General features: G+C 70.6%; 20 protein-coding genes. 7 read left to right on the top strand and 13 right to left on the bottom strand.

All coding sequences use genetic code 11. From position 1 onward, the window contains the following. Window positions 1–84: 84 nt before the first annotated feature. The 4 genes from tsaE to ACGFIS_RS15650 form a co-directional block, all read right to left on the bottom strand. The gene (gene tsaE / locus ACGFIS_RS15635; RefSeq protein ID WP_392971580.1) at window positions 85–549 is read right to left on the bottom strand and encodes a tRNA (adenosine(37)-N6)-threonylcarbamoyltransferase complex ATPase subunit type 1 TsaE; all 465 of its coding nucleotides are present in this window, start codon (window positions 547–549) and stop codon (window positions 85–87) included. A 2-nt stretch (window positions 550–551) separates the two neighbouring features. Beyond that, window positions 552–1619: an alpha/beta fold hydrolase gene (locus ACGFIS_RS15640; protein ID WP_392905337.1), complete on the bottom strand. Its 1068-nt coding sequence runs from the start codon at window positions 1617–1619 to the stop codon at window positions 552–554. 11 nt (window positions 1620–1630) lie between these two features. Then, window positions 1631–2755: an alanine racemase gene (alr, locus tag ACGFIS_RS15645; RefSeq protein WP_392971356.1), complete on the bottom strand. Its 1125-nt coding sequence runs from the start codon at window positions 2753–2755 to the stop codon at window positions 1631–1633. A gap of 245 nt (window positions 2756–3000) precedes the next feature. Continuing rightward, window positions 3001–4488, bottom strand: a complete 1488-nt coding sequence (locus ACGFIS_RS15650) for an NAD(P)H-hydrate dehydratase (protein WP_392905343.1) — start codon at window positions 4486–4488, stop codon at window positions 3001–3003. Window positions 4489–4744: 256 nt separating this feature from the next. Between ACGFIS_RS15650 and ACGFIS_RS15655 the strand changes: the two genes are divergently transcribed. From ACGFIS_RS15655 to ACGFIS_RS15665, 3 genes are all read left to right on the top strand, one after another. Beyond that, window positions 4745–5605, top strand: coding sequence for a helix-turn-helix domain-containing protein (locus ACGFIS_RS15655; RefSeq protein ID WP_392905346.1), 861 nt, complete (start codon window positions 4745–4747; stop codon window positions 5603–5605). Between the two features lie 38 nt (window positions 5606–5643). Beyond that, complete coding sequence (locus tag ACGFIS_RS15660; RefSeq protein WP_392905348.1) at window positions 5644–5865, top strand: DUF397 domain-containing protein; 222 nt, start codon at window positions 5644–5646, stop codon at window positions 5863–5865. 245 nt (window positions 5866–6110) lie between these two features. Then, a complete protein-coding gene (locus ACGFIS_RS15665; RefSeq protein ID WP_392905350.1) occupies window positions 6111–6317 on the top strand; it encodes a DUF397 domain-containing protein in 207 nt (68 codons plus the stop codon). Window positions 6318–6478: 161 nt separating this feature from the next. Here ACGFIS_RS15665 and ACGFIS_RS15670 read toward each other — a convergent pair whose 3' ends face one another. The 3 genes from ACGFIS_RS15670 to glmS form a co-directional block, all read right to left on the bottom strand. Further along, window positions 6479–7468, bottom strand: coding sequence for an ABC transporter permease (locus tag ACGFIS_RS15670; protein WP_392905352.1), 990 nt, complete (start codon window positions 7466–7468; stop codon window positions 6479–6481). A gap of 7 nt (window positions 7469–7475) precedes the next feature. Beyond that, window positions 7476–8423 carry an ATP-binding cassette domain-containing protein gene (locus tag ACGFIS_RS15675; RefSeq protein ID WP_392905354.1) on the bottom strand — a complete coding sequence of 316 codons (948 nt, stop codon included), beginning with the start codon at window positions 8421–8423 and terminating at the stop codon, window positions 7476–7478. A gap of 101 nt (window positions 8424–8524) precedes the next feature. Beyond that, window positions 8525–10369, bottom strand: coding sequence for a glutamine--fructose-6-phosphate transaminase (isomerizing) (gene glmS / locus ACGFIS_RS15680; protein WP_392905357.1), 1845 nt, complete (start codon window positions 10367–10369; stop codon window positions 8525–8527). 137 nt (window positions 10370–10506) lie between these two features. Here glmS and ACGFIS_RS15685 point away from each other — a divergent pair, with 137 nt between their 5' ends. Both ACGFIS_RS15685 and coaA read left to right on the top strand, forming a co-directional pair. Beyond that, window positions 10507–11712, top strand: a complete 1206-nt coding sequence (locus tag ACGFIS_RS15685; protein WP_392905359.1) for an RNA-guided endonuclease InsQ/TnpB family protein — start codon at window positions 10507–10509, stop codon at window positions 11710–11712. Between the two features lie 25 nt (window positions 11713–11737). Then, a complete protein-coding gene (gene coaA / locus ACGFIS_RS15690; protein ID WP_392971359.1) occupies window positions 11738–12682 on the top strand; it encodes a type I pantothenate kinase in 945 nt (314 codons plus the stop codon). Between the two features lie 70 nt (window positions 12683–12752). Here the strand turns inward: coaA and ACGFIS_RS15695 are convergent, their stop codons facing one another. Both ACGFIS_RS15695 and ACGFIS_RS15700 read right to left on the bottom strand, forming a co-directional pair. After that, window positions 12753–14123: an alkaline phosphatase PhoX gene (locus tag ACGFIS_RS15695; protein ID WP_392971362.1), complete on the bottom strand. Its 1371-nt coding sequence runs from the start codon at window positions 14121–14123 to the stop codon at window positions 12753–12755. A 140-nt stretch (window positions 14124–14263) separates the two neighbouring features. Next, complete coding sequence (locus ACGFIS_RS15700) at window positions 14264–14749, bottom strand: MarR family winged helix-turn-helix transcriptional regulator (RefSeq protein ID WP_392971365.1); 486 nt, start codon at window positions 14747–14749, stop codon at window positions 14264–14266. 50 nt (window positions 14750–14799) lie between these two features. On the opposite strand from ACGFIS_RS15700, the gene ACGFIS_RS15705 reads away from it, so the two are divergent. Beyond that, window positions 14800–15393, top strand: coding sequence for a YitT family protein (locus ACGFIS_RS15705; protein ID WP_392971368.1), 594 nt, complete (start codon window positions 14800–14802; stop codon window positions 15391–15393). Then, window positions 15378–16256 (top strand): LLM class flavin-dependent oxidoreductase, encoded by an 879-nt coding sequence (locus ACGFIS_RS15710; RefSeq protein WP_392971371.1) that lies wholly within the window; start codon window positions 15378–15380, stop codon window positions 16254–16256. Before ACGFIS_RS15705 ends, ACGFIS_RS15710 begins: the two co-directional genes overlap by 16 nt. A gap of 21 nt (window positions 16257–16277) precedes the next feature. On the opposite strand, the gene ACGFIS_RS15715 is transcribed toward ACGFIS_RS15710, so the two are convergent. The 4 genes from ACGFIS_RS15715 to ACGFIS_RS15730 form a co-directional block, all read right to left on the bottom strand. Further along, the gene (locus tag ACGFIS_RS15715; RefSeq protein ID WP_392905375.1) at window positions 16278–16994 is read right to left on the bottom strand and encodes an ABC transporter permease; all 717 of its coding nucleotides are present in this window, start codon (window positions 16992–16994) and stop codon (window positions 16278–16280) included. Continuing rightward, entirely contained in the window at window positions 16991–17938 is a 948-nt protein-coding gene (locus ACGFIS_RS15720) for an ABC transporter ATP-binding protein (RefSeq protein WP_392905378.1), read from the bottom strand. The genes ACGFIS_RS15715 and ACGFIS_RS15720 overlap by 4 nt, the downstream gene beginning before the upstream one ends. Before the next feature lie 107 nt (window positions 17939–18045). After that, entirely contained in the window at window positions 18046–18924 is an 879-nt protein-coding gene (locus ACGFIS_RS15725) for an ABC transporter permease (RefSeq protein WP_392905380.1), read from the bottom strand. Continuing rightward, window positions 18921–19865 carry an ABC transporter ATP-binding protein gene (locus ACGFIS_RS15730; RefSeq protein WP_392905383.1) on the bottom strand — a complete coding sequence of 315 codons (945 nt, stop codon included), beginning with the start codon at window positions 19863–19865 and terminating at the stop codon, window positions 18921–18923. The genes ACGFIS_RS15725 and ACGFIS_RS15730 overlap by 4 nt, the downstream gene beginning before the upstream one ends. Window positions 19866–19978 lie beyond the last annotated feature (113 nt).

The raw sequence follows: 19978 nt of genomic DNA on the forward strand, positions 1-19978 counted from the left end.
GCTCGTTCCGGCAAAGAGTACGACATGCAGCCGTAAAGTGGACCACCCCAAGTTACAAAAAACGCAGAAGTTGTTCGGACCCAGTCATCTGGCGCCAAGTTCCAGGTCGGACCAGCGATGACCGATGCCGACGATCCTTACTTCACGTGCCTCGCCGGGCCCGTCCCCACGCGAAATGATCACATCCAGCCGGTCCTCGGCGAGCCCCTCCGCGAGCCCTTCCCCCCATTCCACGATCGTCACCGATTCGTCGAGGGACGCATCAAGATCGAGGTCGTCCAGCTCCGCGAAACCGCCGAGCCGGTAGGCGTCCACGTGCACCAGCGGCGGCCCGCCGGCCAGCGAGGGATGCACGCACGCGATCACGAACGTGGGCGAAGTGATCGGCCCGCGCACCTTCAGGCCCTCGCCGACGCCCTGCGCCAGCGTCGTCTTGCCCGCGCCCAGGTGCCCCGTCATCACGAGCAGGTCACCGGGACGGAGCACGCCGGCAAGACGTACGCCCAGCTCACGCATGTCCTCAGCCGTGGAAACAGTGAGCGAAATCACATTCACGCGGTGCGCTCCTTCTTGTACCTCGGCCGGACGCGCTCGACCAGCCGGCGCAGCCCGCCGGTGACCACGCCCGGGTACTCCAGCGGCAGCACGTGCCCGGCCTCCTCCACCTCGACCATCTCCGCGTCCGGCAGCGCGTCGGCGATGCGGCGGCCGTGTTCGGCGGGGGTCAGCCTGTCCTCCCCGCCGCAGAGCACCAGCGTCGGCACGTTGCCGAGGACCTCAAGGCAGGCGACCTTGTCGTGCGCCATCAGCTCCGGGTAGAACTCGGCGATCACATCGATGGGCGTCGCCCTGATCATCTGTTCCAGGAAGTCGACCACGGTGGGGCTCACGTGCTTGTCGGCGAACGCCATCTTCCGCGTCACGACGAACGCCAGGTCGGCGCCCAGCCCGCGGGCCCGTTCCACCAGCTCGGCGCGGCGGCCGAGGCCGCGCAGCGTCCGGGGGGCCAGCGGCCTCACGACCTTGGCCAGCACCAGCGGCAACCCCAGCGTCATCTCCGCCAGGTCACCGCAGGATGTGTTGATCAGCGCGACCCCGACGACCTGCCGGTCGAACAGCTCCGGATGCCGGTCCGCCAGCGCCATGATCGACATACCGCCCATCGAGTGCCCGACGAGGATGACGGGCCGGTCCGGGTGAACCGTCGCCTTCAGCACGGCGTGCAGGTCGTCGCCGGTCTGCTCGATCGTCGCGTGCGTGGGCTCGCTGCGTCCCGAACGGCCGTGGCTGCGCTGGTCCCAGAACACCATCCGCAGGGATCCCTGCAGGTCACGGCGCTGATAGTGCCAGGCGTCCTGGTTGAGGGTGTAGCCATGGCAGAACACGATGGTGAGGTCGGCGTCGTCCGGGCCGTCCACCTCGACGTGCAGGAGGAGGCCGTCGTCGGACTGCACGGTCAGCTCCCGGCCGCGCAGCTCGCCGAAGGGCTCGCCGGCGTCCGGATCCGGCCGCAGCCGTACCCGGCCGACGACGGCGTGCCGCACGCCGACGGCCGCGCCGACCCCTGCGCCCGCGACGGCACCGGCGACGCCGAGCCTGCGCCTGCTTCTGCTGTCCATACACGCGCCCCCTACAGCGCCCCTCCCGGGTACGCCCTCGGTACCCGGGACCCGATGCGGGTGACGATCTCATAGGAAATCGTTCCCAGTGCGTCCGCCCACTCCTGCGCGGTCGGCTCACCACGATCGCCCGGCCCGAACAGGACGATCTCGTCGCCCGCCGAGAGCCGGTCGTCGCCGAGGTCGATGACGAACTGGTCCATGCAGACCCGCCCGGCGATCGTCCGGCGCCGCCCGCCCGCGAGCACCTGCAGCAGGTTGGACCCGTGCCGGGGGATCCCGTCCCCGTACCCGGCGGGCACCACGGCGAGGGTCGTGTCCCGTTCGGTGTGGTACGTGTGACCGTATGACACTCCGCTGCCTGCCGGGACCCGCTTGACCAGCGCCGCGTCCGCCACGAGCGTCATCGCGGGACGCAGCCCGAACGTGCCGAGCGACGGCACCGGCGTCAGCCCATAGGCGGCGATCCCCGGCCGGACGAGGTCGAACCGGGCCTCGGGCGACGTCAGCGTGGCCGCCGAGTTCGACAGGTGCCGTACCTCGAACCGTGCCCCCGCCTTCTCCGCGTACCCGGCCATCTCGGTGAACGCGCCGATCTGCGCCGCCACCGACGGATGGCCCGGCTCGTCCGCGCAGGCGAAGTGGGACATGACCCCGGCCACCCGCACCTGCCCCGCCGACTCGGCCTTCAGCGCCGCGTCGACCAGCGCCTCCCAGTCCCGGCCCCGCACCCCGCCGCGGGACATGCCCGTGTCGGCTTTGAGGTGAATCCGTGCCGGGCGCCCCGCCCGCTCCGCCGCCCGCACGACCTCGTCGAGCAGCCACACCGCGCCCACGGTGAGGTCGACGTCCCTGGCGACGGCGGCCTCGTACGGCTCACCGGGCACCCCGAGACACACCAGCGTCCGGACGGTGAGACCCGCGTCCCGCAGCCGCAGCGCCTCGGCCAGCTTCGCGACGCCCAGCCACGAGGCTCCGCCGGCGAGCGCGGCGCGGGCCGCCTCGACCAGCCCGTGCCCGTACGCCTCGGCCTTCACCATGGCCATGACCTCGGCGCCCCCCGCGCGCTCACGCAGCAGCCCGATGTTGTCGCCAATGGCACCGAGATCGATTCGCGCCTCCGCCGGAACCCTCATGGTCACCAGTCTGCCGTGTTTATTTGCAGTGCGATCGCTGCATCGCTCCGAACTCGCCTTGGCGGCTCGCTGCGCGATCAGGTTTCTCGCACGCTCGAAACCTGCCTTCGGACGCGATCGCGGCGGTCCAGGTTGTCGCGGGGTTGCGGCGGTGGCCGAGGTCGGCGGTCCGTACGCACGATCGCGACGGCCGGAAAGCGTAAGGGCAGTGGTCAATTCCGGCGAAGCCGTTCGCCGAGAGGTCTCTAGGACTCGACGCCCTGGTTGAGGTTGCGGAAGGCCACGGGGAGGGCGGTGATCACGTCGTGGGCGCTGATGGGGGAATCGGGGCCGGGGTCGGGGGCGGCGGCGAGGCGGGCGGCGAGGCCGTGGAGGTAGGCGCCGGCGGCGGCGGCGTCGATGGCGGGCATTCCGCCGGCGAGGAGGGCGCCGATGAGGCCGGACAGGACGTCGCCCGTGCCGGCGGTGGCCAGGCGCGGGGTACCGGTCGGGTTGACTCGGACGGGACGGTCCTGCTCGGCGACCAGGGTCGTGGAGCCCTTGAGCAGGACGGTGGCGGACAGTTCGGCGGCGGCGCGGCGGACGTGTTCGAGGCGCCTGGCTTCGATGTCCTCGCGGCGGGCGCCGATGAGGCGCGACAGCTCACCTGCGTGGGGCGTGAGGACGGTCGGGGCGGCGCGGCGCAGCAGGTCGCGGCGGCGGGACAGGACGGTGAGGCCGTCGGCGTCCACGAGCGCGGGCAGCTCGGTGGTGAGGACGGCCTCCAGGAGCGACTCGCCGGCGTCGCCGGTGCCGAGGCCGGGGCCGACGACCCACGCCTGGACACGGCCGACGCGGTCGAGGATCGCGGGACCGCCGGAGCCCGGCTCGATGACCGTGGTGACGGCCTCGGGCCAGCGGTGCCGGACGAGTTCGACCGGGTGGGCGACGGAGGCGAAGCGGACCATGCCGGCGCCGCCGCGGACGGCGCCGCCCGTGGTGAGGACGGCGGCTCCGGTGAACTCGTCGCCGCCGGCGAGGACGCCGACGACGCCGCGGCGGTACTTGTCGGACTCGGAGCCGGGCTCGGGCGGCTGGACGTCGTCCGGGCGGGCGGCGACGACGTCGGGGTCGGGGAGGTCGGGGCCGAGTCCGATGTCGACCAGTTCGACCACACCGCAGTGGGACGCGCCCGGGTCGATCAGGAGGCCCGGCTTGTGCGTCCCGAAGGTGACGGTCACGTCGGCGTGGACGGCGGCTCCGTCGACGCGGCCGGTGCTCGCGTCCACGCCGCTCGGGACGTCGCAGGCGACGACGAGGCCGGTCGACGCGGAGGCCAGCGCGGCGTACCGGGCGTGGGGTTCGCGGAGGCCGCCCGTCCCGCCGATTCCGGTCAGCCCGTCGATGATCAGGTCGGCGTCGTCGATGGCGGCGGCCTCGCCGCCGGGCAGGACGCGGCCGCCGGCGGCGCGCAGGGCCGCGAGACCGCCGGGGTGGATCTTGGAGCCGGCCTGGACGACCTGCACGCGGGAGCCGCGCCGGGCGAGGCGGGCCCCGGCGTAGAGGGCGTCGCCGCCGTTGTCGCCGCCGCCGACGAGCAGGACGACGCGTGCCCCGTACACGGCGGGCAGGAGCCGGGTGCAGACGGACGCGAGGCCGGCGGCGGCGCGCTGCATCAGGGCACCGGCGGGGAGCCGGGCCATCAGGGCCTGCTCGGCCGTCCGTACCTTGCCGACCTCGTGCGCGTACCTCATCCGCGGCTCCCCAAGTCGATCACACACGTAGCGTGCCACGCGGAGGCTCTCCGCAATCCCGCTTCCCCGTTCTCGCAGGGTGACGGACCCGCGCGAGTGGCATTTGTACGTTGCACTGCAAGTTTCGGTGTCATGTGCGGGAGAGAACCATCGGCCGTAGAATCTTCCTCATCCGGTCCGATGTATTCGCACTGCGGCACTCCGGTGCGGCAGAATGCGCCCAGATCAGTCCGCCGGGACTGGAGAGGCCCGATCAATGAGCACTTCCCGAGGTCCCTCCGTCCGGCAACGGCGGCTGGCGGCCGAACTTCGGAGACTGCGCGAGCGGAAGGGGCTCACGGGAGACGAGGTCGCCGATCGGCTGACCTGGTCGACCGCCAAGGTCAGCCGGATCGAGAACGCGCGGACCGGCGCGAAGATCAGCGACGTGCGACGTCTCCTCGACCTGTACGAGATCGACGATGCCCGCCGCGACGACCTCGTCTCCCTGGCGCACGACGCCGCCCAACGGGGATGGTGGGAGGAATACCGCGACCTGCCGAGCGAACTCGCCGACTTCATCGCGCTGGAGTCCGAGGCCACGGCCGTCAGGGAATGGGGCAGCACCGTCTTCCCCGGCCTGCTGCAGACCGAGAGTTACGCGCGGCACGTGATCGGTGGCTGGAGCGACCTCGCGACCCTGCCGCCACAGGAACTCGAACGCCGGCTGGACGTGCGAATGCGGCGGCGGGACCTGTTGCACCGGGCCCATCCGCTGGAACTGTCGGTCGTTCTCGACGAGGCGGTTCTCAAGCGCCGGATCGGGGACCAGAAGGTGATGCGCGAGCAGCTTGAACATCTGTGCCGGATGACCGAGCTTCCGCATGTGAAGGTACAGATCCTGCCTTTGGACGTGACACACTCGGTGTTGGCGGAGTCGTTTATCCTGCTGGAATTCTCACCGGTGCACGACATCGTTTTCCCTGATATCGTGCACACCGAATCCCTGACAATCAGCCACTTTGCGGATGAGACTGTTACGTATATGTACAGGCTCGCCTATACAAGCTTGGCCACTCAGGCCTTGGACGCCTCCGAATCACGGCGACGCATCACCGAGGCCAGAGACGCCTGGTGAGGCCCGCAAAGGGGCTCAATCCTTGTGAAAGGCACCGAGTGTCCCCTTTCGCCACTCCTGCTCCGCAATGGAGGAGAAGCGCCCACTGCGGGGCGAGTAACACGTGCGTCGAAGTCGCCACACTGGACGGTTCGTCCCATTCCATTGGGGCGCGTGACGCCAAGCACGGCACGCAGAGCCCGGTCCTGTCGTTCTCCCAGGGAGAGTGGCAGGAGTTCGTCGGACGAGCCAAGAAGGGCGAATTCGATTTGCGCCGATGAGACGCGGCCAGAGCCCGGCCGCCGCCCGCTGAGGGCACGGTAGGGCGCCGCGGTGGACGAGCCGGGTCCACGCCGGACTCGGCTCGTTGCTCCCCCAGCCGAAACTCTGCTTCTACCTCGTCACTCCTGTCACCCGCGCACCGTACTGACCGCAGGTGATCAGGAGTTTTTTGCGATCTTGTTACCTTGTGTCTGGCACCGGCAGCGCGGCCGAGAGCAATGCAACTTTCAAGGCAGGAGCCGGCATGAGTTTGGTCCATGGGACACTGCCCGCCCGATGGAGAAGGAGCTCCCGATGCGCCAGCAACGGCTGCGTCGAGGTCGCACGACTGGACGACGAGGCGATATCCGTGCGGGACACCGAGGACACCGCCACTCGCCTCGCGTTCGGCCTCGATGAATGGCGCAGGTTCACCGAGCACATCAGGGCGGGCCGTTTCGACCGCCCCTGAAAGCGTCTCTGCAAGTTTCACTTCGACTGAGAATTCCAGCTCAATCGGAGAATTGCACGCAGTGTCGATAAATGCGTTCGGCCGCGGTTGGCGCTGAACATTTTCACGTCGGTCGCGGTGCTGCCGGGCTATTTTGTCTTCGTGATCGTACCGGCCCGGTTTCAGGCCACGCGGACGCCCTTCGGAACGCGGTAAAGGGGCGTGCGCAGCCGGGTGGCCGTCAGGCAGATAGCACCGGCGGCGAGAAACAGGTCGAACAGCAGCCCGTACTGCCAGACGGAACCGCCCTCGCCCCGGTCGGATCCGTGGTGGCCGCCGTCCCCTTCGCGGATGTCGCGCACCTCGCGGCTGAGCCCGCCGAGCGGATCGTTCGACGGCGACCGCATGTACCTCACGTCGCCGGCGATGATCTCGCGCTCGGGCAGCCTCGGCGCCGCGTCGGCCAGGACGACCACGGGGTTGGGCGCGAGCAGCCACCAGACGCGCTCGGTGTGCTCGATCGTCTCCCCGTGGACGCCGTACGCGGACTCCACCCGGCGGTGCTCCGCGGTGACCGGAACCGCGATCATGAACAGCAGCGGCGTGCCCGCCAGCAGCCCGAAGACCGTCAGGTACGACATCAGCACCGAGGTGATGCTCCGCGCCAGCAGCGCCGACCACGCCTGCGACACCGCGCAGACCACGCCGATGAGCAGGGCCATGACGGTGAGGACGACCAGGGCGCGCCCCACGCCGACCGCGCCCTCGGCCACCGGCCACAGCACGCACGGCAGCGTCAGCAGCAGCGTGACCAGGCCCGTCCCCCACGCGGCGGCGAGCTTGCCGAGCGCGATCTCCCAGGGCGTGAGCCGGGTGACCTGCAGCGTGGCGAGCGTCCCGCGCTCCCGGTCCCCGTTGATCGACTGGCCGCTGAGCGCGGGGGTGATCAGCAGCGTCAGCACGAGCACGCCGAACAGGACGCTGCCGAACATCGGAACGCCCGGCTCGCCGAACTCCCTCGACGTGTCATCGGCCTCCAGCGCCAGCCGCAGCAGCAGCCCGAGCCCGTTGACGGTGACGAACCAGATGGCCAGCAGCGTCTTCCAGCGGCCCGTCCGCAGCCGGGTCCTGATCTCCTGCCGTGCCACCAGGCCGATTCCGCGCGCGGTCATGGCGGGTTCACCTCCGGTTGCCGGTCATCGCCAGGTAGGCCGATTCGAGTGCGCTGCCCGCGGGTGCCAGGCCGGTGACGGGCACGTCCGCGGCGACCAGGTCGGCCAGCAGCCCGGCCGCCTCGGTCTCGGTGAGCGGGCCGACCTCGGCGCCGCCCGGCAGGTCGCTGAGGGGTTCCAGGTCCGTCCGCCCGCCGAGGGTCCGGGTCAGCGCGTCGGCGAGCAGGCCCGGGGCGAGCGAGCGGATCCGCCAGCGGACGCGGGCCGCCATGCCGGCGAGGTCCGCCATGGCGTGGTCCCCCGCCGTCCGGCCGTGGTCGACCAGGACGACCCGGTCGGCGATCTCCTCCAGCTCGCTGAGGATGTGGCTCGACACCAGCACCGCGACCCCGTCCGCCGCTAGCGACCGCAGCAGGTCGCGCAGCTCGATGCGCGAGCGCGGGTCGAGGCCGGACGCGGGCTCGTCCAGCAGCAGGACCCGGGGCTGGTGCACGAGGGCGCGCGCCAGCCCGAGCCGCTGCTTCTGCCCGCGCGACAGGGCGTGGACGGGCTGCCCGAGGCGGTCGTCCAAGTGGACGAGGCTGAGCAGCGCCCTGAGCCGCCGGAGACGCTCCGCCTTCGGCAGCCCGTAGGCGTCGGCGAAGAACGCCAGATACTCGTCCACGGTGAGCTGGTCGTACACGCCGAACGTGTCCGGCATCCAGCCGAGCGCGTCGCGGGCCCTGCCGGGCTCGGTGAGCGCGTCATGCCCCGCGATCCGCACGGTGCCCCGGTCGGGCGCCAGCAGCGTCGCGAGGATGAGCAGAAGCGTCGTCTTGCCCGCGCCGTTCGGCCCGACAAGCGCCGTGACCTGCCCGTACGGGACGGTGAGGTCGAGGCCGCGCAGGGCCTGCACGGGCCCGAAGTCCCGCACCACCCCGCGTGCCTCGATCCCGAGATCGTCGTGTCCTGACACCCGTCACCTCCCGACGCGGGGCCGATCCCGATTTTCTTGGGACGCGCCCCACCGCCGGGAGGTTCCGGGACGACCCGGACGACGCAGGTGAAGCCGGGCGGCTACTCGACCGTCACGGACTTGGCGAGGTTGCGGGGCTGGTCGACGTCATGGCCCTTCGCGGTGGCCAGTTCGCACGCGAACACCTGCAGCGGGACGGTCGTGACCAGCGGCTGGAGCAGCGTCGGAACGGCGGGCACGCTGATCAGCGTGTCGGCGTACGGCTTGACCGACTCGTCGCCCTCCTCCGCGATCACGATGGTGCGGGCGCCCCGCGCCCGGATCTCCTGGATGTTCGACACGATCTTGTCGTGCAGGACCTCCCGCGCGCGCGGCGGCACGACGACCACCACCGGCAGGCCCTCCTCGATGAGCGCGATCGGGCCGTGCTTCAGTTCCCCGGCGGCGAAGCCCTCGGCGTGCATGTACGCGAGTTCCTTCAGCTTCAGCGCGCCTTCGAGCGCGACGGGGAAGCCCACGTGCCGGCCGAGGAACAGCACGCAATGCTCGTCCGACAGCGACCGGGCCAGCTCGCGGACCGGCCCCATCGTCTCCAGGACCTTCTCCACCTTCTCCGGCATCCGCTCCAGGAGCTGCACCATGGCGAACACCTCGTCCCCCCACTTGGTGCCGCGCACCTGCGCGATGTAGAGCGCGATGAGGTAGACGGCGACGAGCTGGGTGAGGAACGCCTTCGTCGACGCGACCGCGATCTCCGGCCCGGCGTGCGTGTACAGGACGCCGTCGCATTCGCGCGGCAGCGTCGAGCCGTTGACGTTGCAGATGCCGAGGAGCTTGGCCTTCTGCTCCCGCGCGTGCCGGACGGCCATCAGCGCGTCCATCGTCTCCCCCGACTGGGAGATCGCGATGACCAGCGTCGTCGGGGACAGGATCGGGTCCCGGTAGCGGAACTCGCTGGCGAGCTCCACCTCGCAGGGCAGCCCCGCCCAGTGCTCGATCGCGTACTTGGCGATGAGCCCGGCGTGGTAGGACGTCCCGCACGCCACGATGATGATCTTGTCGACCTCGCGCAGCTCCCGGTCGGGGATGCGCATCTCGTCCAGGTGGAGCCGGCCGTCGGTGCCGATCCGGCCGAGCAGGGTGTCCGCGACGGCCCGCGGCTGCTCGGCGATCTCCTTGAGCATGAAGTAGTCGTAGCCGCCCTTTTCCGCGGCCGACACGTCCCAGTCGACGTGGTACTCCTTCACCTCGGCGGGACGTCCTTCGAAGTCGGTGACGGTCACCCCGCCGGCGCGCAGCTCGACGACCTGGTCCTGGCCGAGCTCGATCGCGTCCCGGGTGTGCGCGATGAACGCCGCGACGTCGCTGGCGAGGAAGTTCTCACCGTCGCCGACCCCGACGACCAGCGGGGAGTTCCGGCGGGCGCCCACCACGAGGTCGGCGTCGCCGGTGTGCACCGCGACGAGCGTGAACGCGCCCTCCAGCCGGCGGCAGACGCGGCGCATCGCCTCGGCGAGGTCGCCGCCCGCCTTCAGCTCGTCCTCCAGCAGGTGCGCGACCGCCTCGGTGTCGGTGTCGGAGACGAGCCCGTGCCCGGCCTCCTGCAGCTCCGCCCGCAGCTCGGCGAAGTTCTCGATGATCCCGTTGTGGATCACCGCGACGGACCCGGTGCAGTCGACGTGCGGATGCGCGTTCCGGTCGTTCGGCGCGCCATGCGTCGCCCACCGCGTGTGCCCCATGCCGAGTGTCCCGGCGGGCGGCGGCTCCTCCTCCAGGGCGCCCCGGAGGTTCACGAGCTTGCCCGCGCGCTTGGCCGTCGCCAGCTTCCCGTCGGCCAGCACGGCCACCCCGGCCGAGTCGTAGCCGCGGTACTCCAGCCGCGCCAACCCCTCCACGACCACGTCCAACGCCGGCCGGCCGCCTACGTACCCCACGATTCCGCACATGGCGGCAACTCTATTCGGTGTCCTCCCCAGGACCTACCTACAAGGGGCCGTAGACGATGGCACAGCCCGCACGCCCGAGGGGGACCGAGGAAGCGAACCACTTACCGATCATGGTTCGGTCATGTAAGGTTTCGGTCATGCGCACGGCGTACAAGGTACGGGTCTACCCCACTCCGGATCAGGCTGCAGCCCTGAACCGCACCTTCGGCTGTGTGCGCCTAGTGTGGAACAGGGTGCTGGCCTGGCGGCATGGCCGCTACCACACAGAAGGTGTTTCCACGTCCTACCCTGAGTCCGATCGGTATCTGACCGACCTCAAACGCGATCCCGGGCTGACATTCCTGACGGAAGTGTCGTCCGTGCCATTGCAGCAGGGGCTGCGGCATCAACACACCGCGTTCGTCAACTTCTACGCTGGGCGCGCTCGCTACCCCCGCTACAAGTCACGGCATGGTCGCCAGTCGGCGACCTACACCCGCTCGGCGTTCCGCTGGAGGGAGGGGCGGCTGTATCTGGCCAAGATGCTGGACGCTCCCTTGGAATTCGTATGGTCATGGCCCGATGTGGACCCGGCCACCCTCGCTCCGACCACAGTGACGATCTCCCGCAACCCCGACGGCCGCTTCTACGCCAGCTTCGCTATAGAGACCGACTCAGAACCCGAAGCGTTCCCGAGGACCGGCAGCGCCGTCGGGGTCGATCTCGGAGTAAGGGAGTTCGCGGTCCTGTCGACCGGCCAGAAGATCGCCAACCCACGCCCGCTGGCCAAGCGGGAACGCAATCTTGCCCGTTACCAACGGCGCATGGCCCGTAAGCAGCACGGATCGGCGAACCGCGCCAAGGCCAAAACCAAGGTCGCCCGTGCCCACAGCAAGGTTCGTGATACCCGCAAGGACTTCCTGCACCGCACCTCAGCACAGATCGTCCGCGACCACGACGTGATCGTGGTTGAGGACCTCAACGTGCGGGGGATGGTCCAGAATCGCACGCTGGCCAAGTGCATCTCCGACTGCGGATGGGGCGAGTTCCGCCGCCAGCTCACTTACAAGAGTCAACGGGCCGGCCGGACTCTGATCGTGATCGATCGCTGGTATCCGTCCTCCAAGACATGCTCGGCGTGCGGATTCCTGCTCGCCGAGCTCTCTCGCGAAACCCGGACGTGGCGATGCCCGTCCTGCGGCACCCGGCACGACCGGGATGTCAACGCCGCGAAGAACATCCTGGCGGCTGGTCAAGCCGTGTCGGCCTGTGGAGCTGATGTGAGACCGCGAGGGACCCCCCTTCGGCCATCGGCCGCGAAGCAGGAAACCTCACCCGTGAGGGGGAGAATCCCCCTCTTATGAGGGGGAGGAAGTCAATGTTTCAGTCATGACGAGCGGCGGATGGGACAGCGTGCCGAGCCCCTACGTGGAACTCTCCCGTGAAGCCTGGCGCGGCCTGCGCGAGAACACGCCCCTGCCGCTCACGCCCGGTGAGTTGGAGGCACTGCGCGGGCTCAAGGACCCGATCGACATCACCGAGGTCGAGGAGGTCTACCTTCCGCTGTCCCGGCTGCTGAACCTGTTCTTCCTGTCGGACGGGCGCCTGCGCGACACCGTCAGCGGCTTCGTCGGCGGCGAGGTGCAGCCCACCCCGTTCATCATCGGGATCGCGGGCAGCGTCGCGGTCGGCAAGTCCACCACGTCCCGGCTGCTGCGCACGCTGCTCGCCCGCTGGCCCGAGCATCCGACGGTGGAGCTGGTCACCACCGACAGCTTCCTGTACCCGAACGCGATCCTCTCCGAGCGCGGCATCATGGACCGCAAGGGCTTCCCCGAGTCCTACGACCGCCGCTCCCTCGTCCGGTTCGTCTCCGCCATCAAGTCGGGCGCGGACGAGCACGCGATCCCGGTGTACTCGCATCTGGAGTACGACGTCGTCCCGGGTGCGACGCAGACCGTCCGGCGTCCCGACATCCTGATCGTCGAGGGCCTGAACGTCCTGCAGGCGCCGCCCGCCGGCAGCCTCGGCGTGTCCGACTTCTTCGACTTCTCCATCTACGTGGACGCCCGCGTCGAGGACATCCGGCAGTGGTACATCGACCGGCTGTTCGCGCTGCGCCGCACCGCGTTCACCGACCCGCGCTCGTACTTCCACAAGTACGCGCACGAACTGGACGAGGACGAGACCGCCGCGTTCGCGCAGCGCGTCTGGCGGGACGTCAACGAGATCAACCTCGTCTCCAACATCCTGCCGACCCGCGCCCGCGCCACCCTCGTCCTGCACAAGGACAGGGAGCACTCCGTCCAGCGAGTCCGCCTGCGGCGCATCTGAGCCCGGCGACTCGCGGCGAGCCGGTGCCGTCCGGTTCGTATGACCCCCGGCATGCCGCGAGTGAGCGGGGTCAGTAGCGGTTCCAGGGGCCGGTGATCGCGAACGTCGTGCCCGGATCGTAGACGTTCACGTACATCGTCCGGCCGCCTCCGCAGAACGTGACGCCCGCGAACTCGCCCCACTCGGGCTCGGCGTCCGTCCCGATGTTCTGCCGGTTCCGGGCCATGGCGTACACCTCGCGGCGGCGGGTCACCCCGTACACGTGCTGCGCGCCGCCGCCGTCCTCGCACACCATCAGCCCGCCGTGCGGCGCGAGGCAGATGTTGTCGGGCGACTCGCCCGGCATCTGCACGTCGGTGTCCGGGCCGAACACGATCACGAGGGTCAGCCGCCGGCTCCGCGGCTCGTACGACCACACCTGCCCGAAGTGATCGGCGCCCGACCCCTCGTCCTTACGCGCGAAGCTCGTCACGAAGTAGACGCGGTCGCCGCCCCAGTAGCAGCCCTCCAGCTTCTGCGCGTGCGTGACGCCGCCGCGCCCGAAGTCCTGCAACCGGATCGGGGTCTCCTTCGCGAGCGGGTCGGGCACCCGCTCCCATCCGACGTGGTGGAACACGGTGCCGGGCTCCTGCACCACCGACAGGTCCGGGACGCCGGGGACGCGCATCGCCTCCAGCCGCCCGCCGGCCCGCAGGCTCCCGAACCCGCCGCGAGGGCTCCTCGGCCGGAACCGGTAGAACAGCCCGAACGGGCTGTCGAACGCGTCCTCGGTCTCGTACACGGTCCCGTCGCGCGGGTCGACGGCGATCGCCTCGTGCTGGAACCGCCCCATCGCGGTCAGCGGCTCGGGAACGGTGCGGCCCTGCCGGTACGGGTCGACCTCGAAGATGAACCCGTGGTCCTTGGTGAAGTCCCCGGTGCCCGCCTTGTCCTCGTTCTCCTCGCAGGTCAGCCAGGTGCGCCATGGGGTCGGGCCGCCCGCGCAGTTCACCGCCGTCCCCGCGATCGCGACCCGCTCGGTGTGCACCCGCCCGCCGTGGCCGACCTCCAGCGCGGTGCAGCCGCCGAGGGCCCCCGGGTCGTAGGTGACGCCCTTGACCGGCGGCACCCGGTGCTCGGCGTCCGGGCGGTTCTCATGGTTGCGGACGAGCCAGGTGCGTCCCCTCGCGGGGAAGGCGGCCATGCCGTCGAAGTTGCTCGGCACCGTCCCCTCCCCCGAACGCAGCGGCTCCCCCTCGCGGGACAGGACGGTGTATCGGAACCCGCGCGGCAGGTCCAGCACACCCTTCGGGTCGGGCACCAGCGGCCCGTACCCCTCACGGCCGCCGATCGGCGCGGCGGCCGCGTCACCGGCGAACAGTTCCTCGACGGCGCCGGTGAAGGCGATCCCCACCCCCACCGCACCCGTCCCGGCCAGGACCCGGCGGCGCGAGACTGACATGAGCACACTCCCTGGTGGACGATCAAAGACCTTCCACGGCCGTTGTAACACGCGTCACAGCACAGGCATATGGCAGACCTGCACAGTCCCCCCGAACCCGGAGCGCCCCGGCCGCGTCCGTGGATCGACACAGATTCCGGTCATGAGACCGGGCCCGATCGCTGTGATTCCACGTCGACGAGGTGGGCGACGACCGTGTCGGTCATGGCGGCGAGGGCGTCCACCTGCTCGGGGGTCAGCAGGTCGATGAGGTGGCGCCGCACGGACGCCACGTGACGAGGTGCGGCCTCCTCGATCGTCCGGCGGCCCTCGCCGGTGAGGACGATGACCGCGGCGCGGCCGTCGGCGGGACTGGTGTCGCGGGCGACCAGCCCGCGCCGCTGCATCCGGGTCACTTGGTGCGACAGGCGGCTCGGCGACCAGCGCATGTGCGCGGCGAGGTCGGTCAGCCGCATCCGGGCGCCGGGCGTCTCGGAGAGGTTCGACAGCACGTCGTAGTCGGCCTCCGACAGGCCCGAGTCGGCCGCCAGGTCGCCGGCGAGCTGCCGGTCGAGCAGCAGGGACAGGCGCCGGTAGCCGCGCCAGGCGCGGTCTTCGGCGGGGGTGAGCCAGCGCGGTTCGTCCATGGCGCCATCTTATTTGACATGTCATGTACCGCCTCCGTATTTTTCTTGACATGTCAAATAAGTGGCGGCGGCTGGGCGGCCTGTACGCCGGGCTCGTCCTCTTCGGCGTAAGCATCGGGCTGATGGTCCGCGCCGGACTGGGACTCGACCCGTGGGACGTCCTCCACCAGGGCCTCGCCGGACGGACCGGCCTGCCGCTCGGCTGGATCGTCAACCTCACCGCCGTCCTGGTGCTGCTGCTGTGGTTCCCGCTGCGCCAGCCGCCCGGGCTCGGGACGGTCAGCAACGTGATCGTCGTGGGCCTCGCCGTCGACGCGACCCTGGCGGCCGTCGCCGAACCGCACCATCTCGGCTGGCGGGTCGCGTTCCTCGTGACCGCCATCGTCGGCAACGGCGCGGCGACGGGCCTGTACATCGGCGCGGGCCTCGGTCCCGGGCCGCGGGACGGGCTCATGACCGGCCTCGCCGCACGCGGCCACTCGATCCGGGTCATGCGCACCGCGATCGAGGCCACCGTCCTGGTGCTCGGCTGGCTGCTCGGCGGCACCGTCGGAATCGGGACCGTCCTCTACGCAGTGAGCATCGGACCCCTCGCCCAGTTCTTCATCGCCAAACTGGAGGTACGACCATGCGCTACGGCCTGAACATCTCCACCTCGGCCGCCCCCGGCGCCGACCCGGCCGCCGACGCCCGCAAAGCCGAGGAACTCGGCTTCGACTTCGTGTCCGCCTCGGATCACCCCTGCACCGCGCACCCGACCATGGAGACCTGGACGATGCTGTCGTGGATCGCCGCGGCGACGTCCAGGATCGGCGTGGCCACCCGCGTCCTGGGCGTCCCCTACCGCAACCCCGCCATGGTCGCGAAGATGGCCGAGACGCTCGACCGGCTGTCCGGCGGGCGGCTGGTGCTCGGGCTCGGCGGCGGATACTCCGACGACGAGTTCCGCGCCTTCGGCATGCGCGTCCCCACCCCGCGGGACAAGATCGACGGTCTTGAGGACGCCGTCCGCATCGCCCGCGGCCTGTGGTCCGAACCGGCCTTCACCTTCCGGGGCCGGCTGCACCACACCGACGCGGCCGACCTGGAGCCCAAACCCGGGCGCCGCATCCCGATCTGGCTCGGCACCTTCGGGCCGAGGGCGCTCGACCTCACCGGACGGCTGGCCGACGGGTGGATCCCGTCCCTCGGCTTCGCCCCGCCCGACAAGGCCAGGGCCATGCGAGAGCGCGTCCTGGCCGCCGCCGAAGCCGCCGGCCGGGACCCCGCCGACATCACCTGCGCCTACAACGTCGGCGTCCGCGTCGGCGAGCACGCCGGCGACGAGCCCGGCACGGTGAGCGGCCCACCCGACGCCGTCGTCGAGAAGCTCCTCGGCTTCGCCGCCATGGGCTTCACCACGTTCAACTTCATGCCCACCGGTCCCGGGCCCGGCGAGCAGGCCGAGCGGCTCGCCCAAGAGGTCCTCCCCGAACTCCGCAAGGAGACGACGGCCCCGACCGCGTGACCTCCCACGCCCGCGCCGGCGTCAGTCGGCGCTGGCGACGGGGAGGGTGCGGAGGCGGAAGGTCGCCAGGAGCGTCGCGGCGACGGCGACCAGGGCCAGCAGCGTGACGGCCAGGGGCAGGCCGACCGTCGACGTCACCGGCGACGCGTCCGTGAGGGCGTCGGTGAGCGACAAGGACCACTGCTGGACGGACGCCGACTTGGCGCCCGGCGCGAAGCTGCCGAGGAGGGTCTCCCAGACCAGTGCGTACAGCAGACCGATCGTGACGGCGTTGCGGCTCATGACGCCGAGGGCGACGAACACCGCGCTGTAGGTGACGCCGCCGGCCAGGACGCCGATCGCGAAAGCGGGCGTCACCTGCGCGGTCGTGCCGATCAGGACGAGACCCGCCAGCAGCGTCGGGACGACCGCGAACACCGTCACCAGGACGATCGCGACGACCAGCTTGGTCAGCACGACCACCTCGCGCGGGATCGGCTTCGTCAGCACGTACATGATCTGGCCGTCGTCGATCTCCGGCCCGATCACGCCCGTCCCGGCGATCAGCGCGAGCAGGGGCAGCAGGGTCGCGAGCCCGAAGTTCTGCAGGACGTGCGCCGAGAGGTCCAGGTCGTTGTTGCCGGTCGCGCGCAGGATGACCGACAGGACCAGCAGGAGCACCGGCAGGCCCAGCAGGAGCAGCGCCCGCTTGCGGCCGAGCATCGCCCGGAACGTGATCACCGCGATGGTCGGGTTCATCGTGCCACCAGGTAGGAGAAGACGCTTTCGAGGGACTCGTCCGCCGGGGAGACCTCCCAGAGGCGCACGTCCGCGTCGCGGGAGACCTGCGGGAGCAGCCAGGTGAAACGCTGGAAGTCGACGGCCTCGATCTGCAGGCCCTTGTCGGTGAGCTGCACGCTGCGGGCCGAGCCGTCCGCGATGATGGCGGCGGCGAGCCGGCGGTCGTCGGACGAGCGGACGAGGAATATGTGCGGCCGGTCGGTCATCAGCCGGCGGATCTTGCGGAAGTCGCCGGACGCGGCGTGCCGGCCGGCGACGATCACCTCGATGTGGCTGGCGAGCCGCTCCACCTCCTCCAGGATGTGGGAGGAGAACAGGATGGTGCGGCCCTCGTCGGCCATCCGGCGGATGAGGTCCATCAGCTGGAGCCGCTGCCGCGGGTCCATGCCGTTGAACGGCTCGTCCAGCAGCAGGACGGGCGGGTCGTGCACCAGGGCGGACGCCATCTTGATGCGCTGCTTCATGCCCTTGGAGTAGTTGCCGATCTGGCGTCCGGCGGCGTAGTCCATCTCCACCAGGCCGATCGCGCGGCGGGCGGCGGCGGACGGGTCGGGCAGCTTGTGCAGCTTCGCCATCGCGAGGATGAACTGCTCGCCGGTGAGGAAGTCGTAGGCGGCCTCCCGCTCCGGGACGAGGCCCAGGCTGCGGTAGACGCCCGGGTTCTGCCAGATCGGCGTCCCGTCCAGCGTGACGGTGCCGGACGACGCCGCGAGGAACCCGCCCATCATGTGGATGAGCGTCGACTTGCCCGCGCCGTTCGGGCCGAGGAGCCCGGTGACGCCCGGCCCGACCTTCATCGAGACGCCGTTGACGGCGACGACGTTGCCGTACCAGCGAGACACGTTCTCCAGAACCAGCTCACTCGGACGCCGCGCCACACCCCCCGGCTCGCTCCGCTCCATCGGATGCCCTGTGGGGGGACGACCCCCCACACCCCCCGGCTCGCTCCGCTCCATCGGATGCCCTGTGGGGGGACGACCCCCCACACCCCCCGGCTCGCTCCGCTCGTTCATGAGAGGCCCGCCTTCCGGAAACGGCGGTACAGGACCGCGATCGAGCCGGCGACGATGACGGCGCACAGCGCCAGCGCGACGACGCCGCCGGTGACGCCGGGCGCGATGCCGGGCGAGGACGACTCGGCGCCGAGCAACCTGACCTGGACGATGTCCACCAGGTTGAACGGGGCCGCCAGCCCGATCCAGCCCTGGAGGGTGAAGTTGGTCCGCGCCTCGGCGATCCCCTGGACGATGCCGACGAACGCGGTGCTGAGCATGTAGACGGCGATGACCGCGGCGACGCCGAAGCCGCGCCGCGGGGTGAACGCCGCGACCACCATCCCGATCGCCGACAGGACGAGCGCGTACAGCACGCAGCCGACCAGGGCGCCGAGGTACTCCAGGAGCTGCTGCCCCGAATCGGGCGCCTTGGCGACGAGACCGCCGACGTACAGGAGGGTGACGGGCGCCGCCATCAGAGCGAACAGCGCGGTCGCCATCGCGGCGCCCTTCGCCAGGACGAAGTCGAGGTGCCCGACGGGTCGCGAGAAGTACAGCGGGATGACGTGGAAGCGCACCTCCCGCGAGGCCAGCACCGGCGCCTGCGTGGCCAGGAAGATCGCCACGATGACCTGCATGACGTTGGCGTACGCGGAGTACGGGATCAGCGCGTCGTCCTCCTTGGTGAAGGCGAACGCGGCGACCGACCCGGCGGCGGGCAGCATCATGAGGCCCGCGACCAGAAACGGCATGATCTTCGCGCGGGCGGGCCGGCCGAGACCGAAGGCGGCGCGCAGGTTGTGGACGTACAGGGACCGCAGCACGTAGGCGCGGCCGTTGCGGCGGCCCTCGTAGTGGCGGTAGCCGATGTCGTGGATCGTGCTGGTGCTCATCGGTACGCCTCCTGCGGGACGGTTCCGGCCGCCTGCGCTCCAGGAGCGTCCGCCTGGAAGACCTCTTCGATGTGGTGGCGGCGCTGCTCCATCCGGATCAGCCGCAGCCCCAGGTCGGCGACGCCGTCGCGGATCAGGTCGTAGGTCGTCTCCCCGGCGATGTCGACGACGAGGAACCGGCCCTCCGGGTGGACGGACACGCCCTGGTCGTAGAGGTGCTGCCCGAGCGTGTCGCGTCCCTCGTCCACCTCGACGGTGAGGACGCCGCTGGCGGTCGTGTACGCCTCGACGGCCTGGGAGCGCAGCAGCTTCCCGCCGTCGATGATGACGACGTGGTCGCAGACCCGTTCCAGCTCGCCCAGCAGGTGGGACGTGACGAGGACGCTGATCCCGAACTCGGCGCCGATGCGGCGGATCAGGTCGAGCATCTCGTCGCGTCCGGCGGGGTCGAGGCCGTTGGTGGGCTCGTCCAGGAACACGAGCTTCGGGTCGTGGACGAGGGCCTGCGCGAGCTTCACCCGCTGCCGCATCCCGGTGGAGTACCCGCCGATGGGGCGGTAGCGCTCCTCGTACAGGCCGACATGCCGGAGCGTGTCGGCGGCGCGTTCGCGGGCCGCGGTCGGGGGCAGCCCGCACATCCGGGCCATGTGCACGACGAACTCCGTCGCGGACACGTCCGGGGGCAGGCACTCGTACTCGGGCATGAACCCGACGCTCTCCCGGATCCGCAGGCCCTCGCGCGCGATGTCGAGGCCGAGGACGGTCGCGGTGCCGGACGTCGGCGGCAGCAGCCCGAGCAGGATCTTGATGAGGGTCGACTTGCCGGCGCCGTTGGCGCCGACCAGCCCGACGACGCCCGGCTCGACGGCCACGGAGAGGTCGTCCAGGGCGGTCACCCGGGGGAACCTCATCGTCAGGCCCTGGGTGGCGATGATCGGCATGGTTACGAACCTAGCGTCTGGCAGGACGCGGCACGTCAACCTAAAGGGCGATACAGAGGGGCCATTGGTCCGCCGCCGGATCGACCTAAGTTCGCCCCCTGGTCCCACACCGG

It is taken from the genome of Spirillospora sp. NPDC048824 (genome assembly GCF_043198455.1).
Taxonomy (GTDB): Bacteria; Actinomycetota; Actinomycetes; order Streptosporangiales; family Streptosporangiaceae; genus Spirillospora.

Bases quoted from the DNA above. Each gene is read 5' to 3' on its own strand.
- ACGFIS_RS15670 (WP_392905352.1), bottom strand. From the start codon at position 7,468: ATGACCGCGCGCGGAATCGGCCTGGTGGCACGGCAGGAGATCAGGACC.
- ACGFIS_RS15665 (WP_392905350.1), top strand. From the start codon at position 6,111: ATGAGTTTGGTCCATGGGACACTGCCCGCCCGATGGAGAAGGAGCTCC.
- alr (WP_392971356.1), bottom strand. From the start codon at position 2,755: ATGAGGGTTCCGGCGGAGGCGCGAATCGATCTCGGTGCCATTGGCGAC.
- ACGFIS_RS15695 (WP_392971362.1), bottom strand. From the start codon at position 14,123: ATGTCAGTCTCGCGCCGCCGGGTCCTGGCCGGGACGGGTGCGGTGGGG.
- glmS (WP_392905357.1), bottom strand. From the start codon at position 10,369: ATGTGCGGAATCGTGGGGTACGTAGGCGGCCGGCCGGCGTTGGACGTG.
- ACGFIS_RS15730 (WP_392905383.1), bottom strand. From the start codon at position 19,865: ATGCCGATCATCGCCACCCAGGGCCTGACGATGAGGTTCCCCCGGGTG.
- ACGFIS_RS15700 (WP_392971365.1), bottom strand. From the start codon at position 14,749: ATGGACGAACCGCGCTGGCTCACCCCCGCCGAAGACCGCGCCTGGCGC.
- ACGFIS_RS15650 (WP_392905343.1), bottom strand. From the start codon at position 4,488: ATGAGGTACGCGCACGAGGTCGGCAAGGTACGGACGGCCGAGCAGGCC.
- ACGFIS_RS15725 (WP_392905380.1), bottom strand. From the start codon at position 18,924: ATGAGCACCAGCACGATCCACGACATCGGCTACCGCCACTACGAGGGC.
- ACGFIS_RS15655 (WP_392905346.1), top strand. From the start codon at position 4,745: ATGAGCACTTCCCGAGGTCCCTCCGTCCGGCAACGGCGGCTGGCGGCC.
- coaA (WP_392971359.1), top strand. From the start codon at position 11,738: ATGACGAGCGGCGGATGGGACAGCGTGCCGAGCCCCTACGTGGAACTC.
- ACGFIS_RS15710 (WP_392971371.1), top strand. From the start codon at position 15,378: ATGCGCTACGGCCTGAACATCTCCACCTCGGCCGCCCCCGGCGCCGAC.
- ACGFIS_RS15720 (WP_392905378.1), bottom strand. From the start codon at position 17,938: ATGGAGCGGAGCGAGCCGGGGGGTGTGGCGCGGCGTCCGAGTGAGCTG.
- ACGFIS_RS15715 (WP_392905375.1), bottom strand. From the start codon at position 16,994: ATGAACCCGACCATCGCGGTGATCACGTTCCGGGCGATGCTCGGCCGC.
- ACGFIS_RS15705 (WP_392971368.1), top strand. From the start codon at position 14,800: ATGTCAAATAAGTGGCGGCGGCTGGGCGGCCTGTACGCCGGGCTCGTC.
- ACGFIS_RS15685 (WP_392905359.1), top strand. From the start codon at position 10,507: ATGCGCACGGCGTACAAGGTACGGGTCTACCCCACTCCGGATCAGGCT.
- ACGFIS_RS15640 (WP_392905337.1), bottom strand. From the start codon at position 1,619: ATGGACAGCAGAAGCAGGCGCAGGCTCGGCGTCGCCGGTGCCGTCGCG.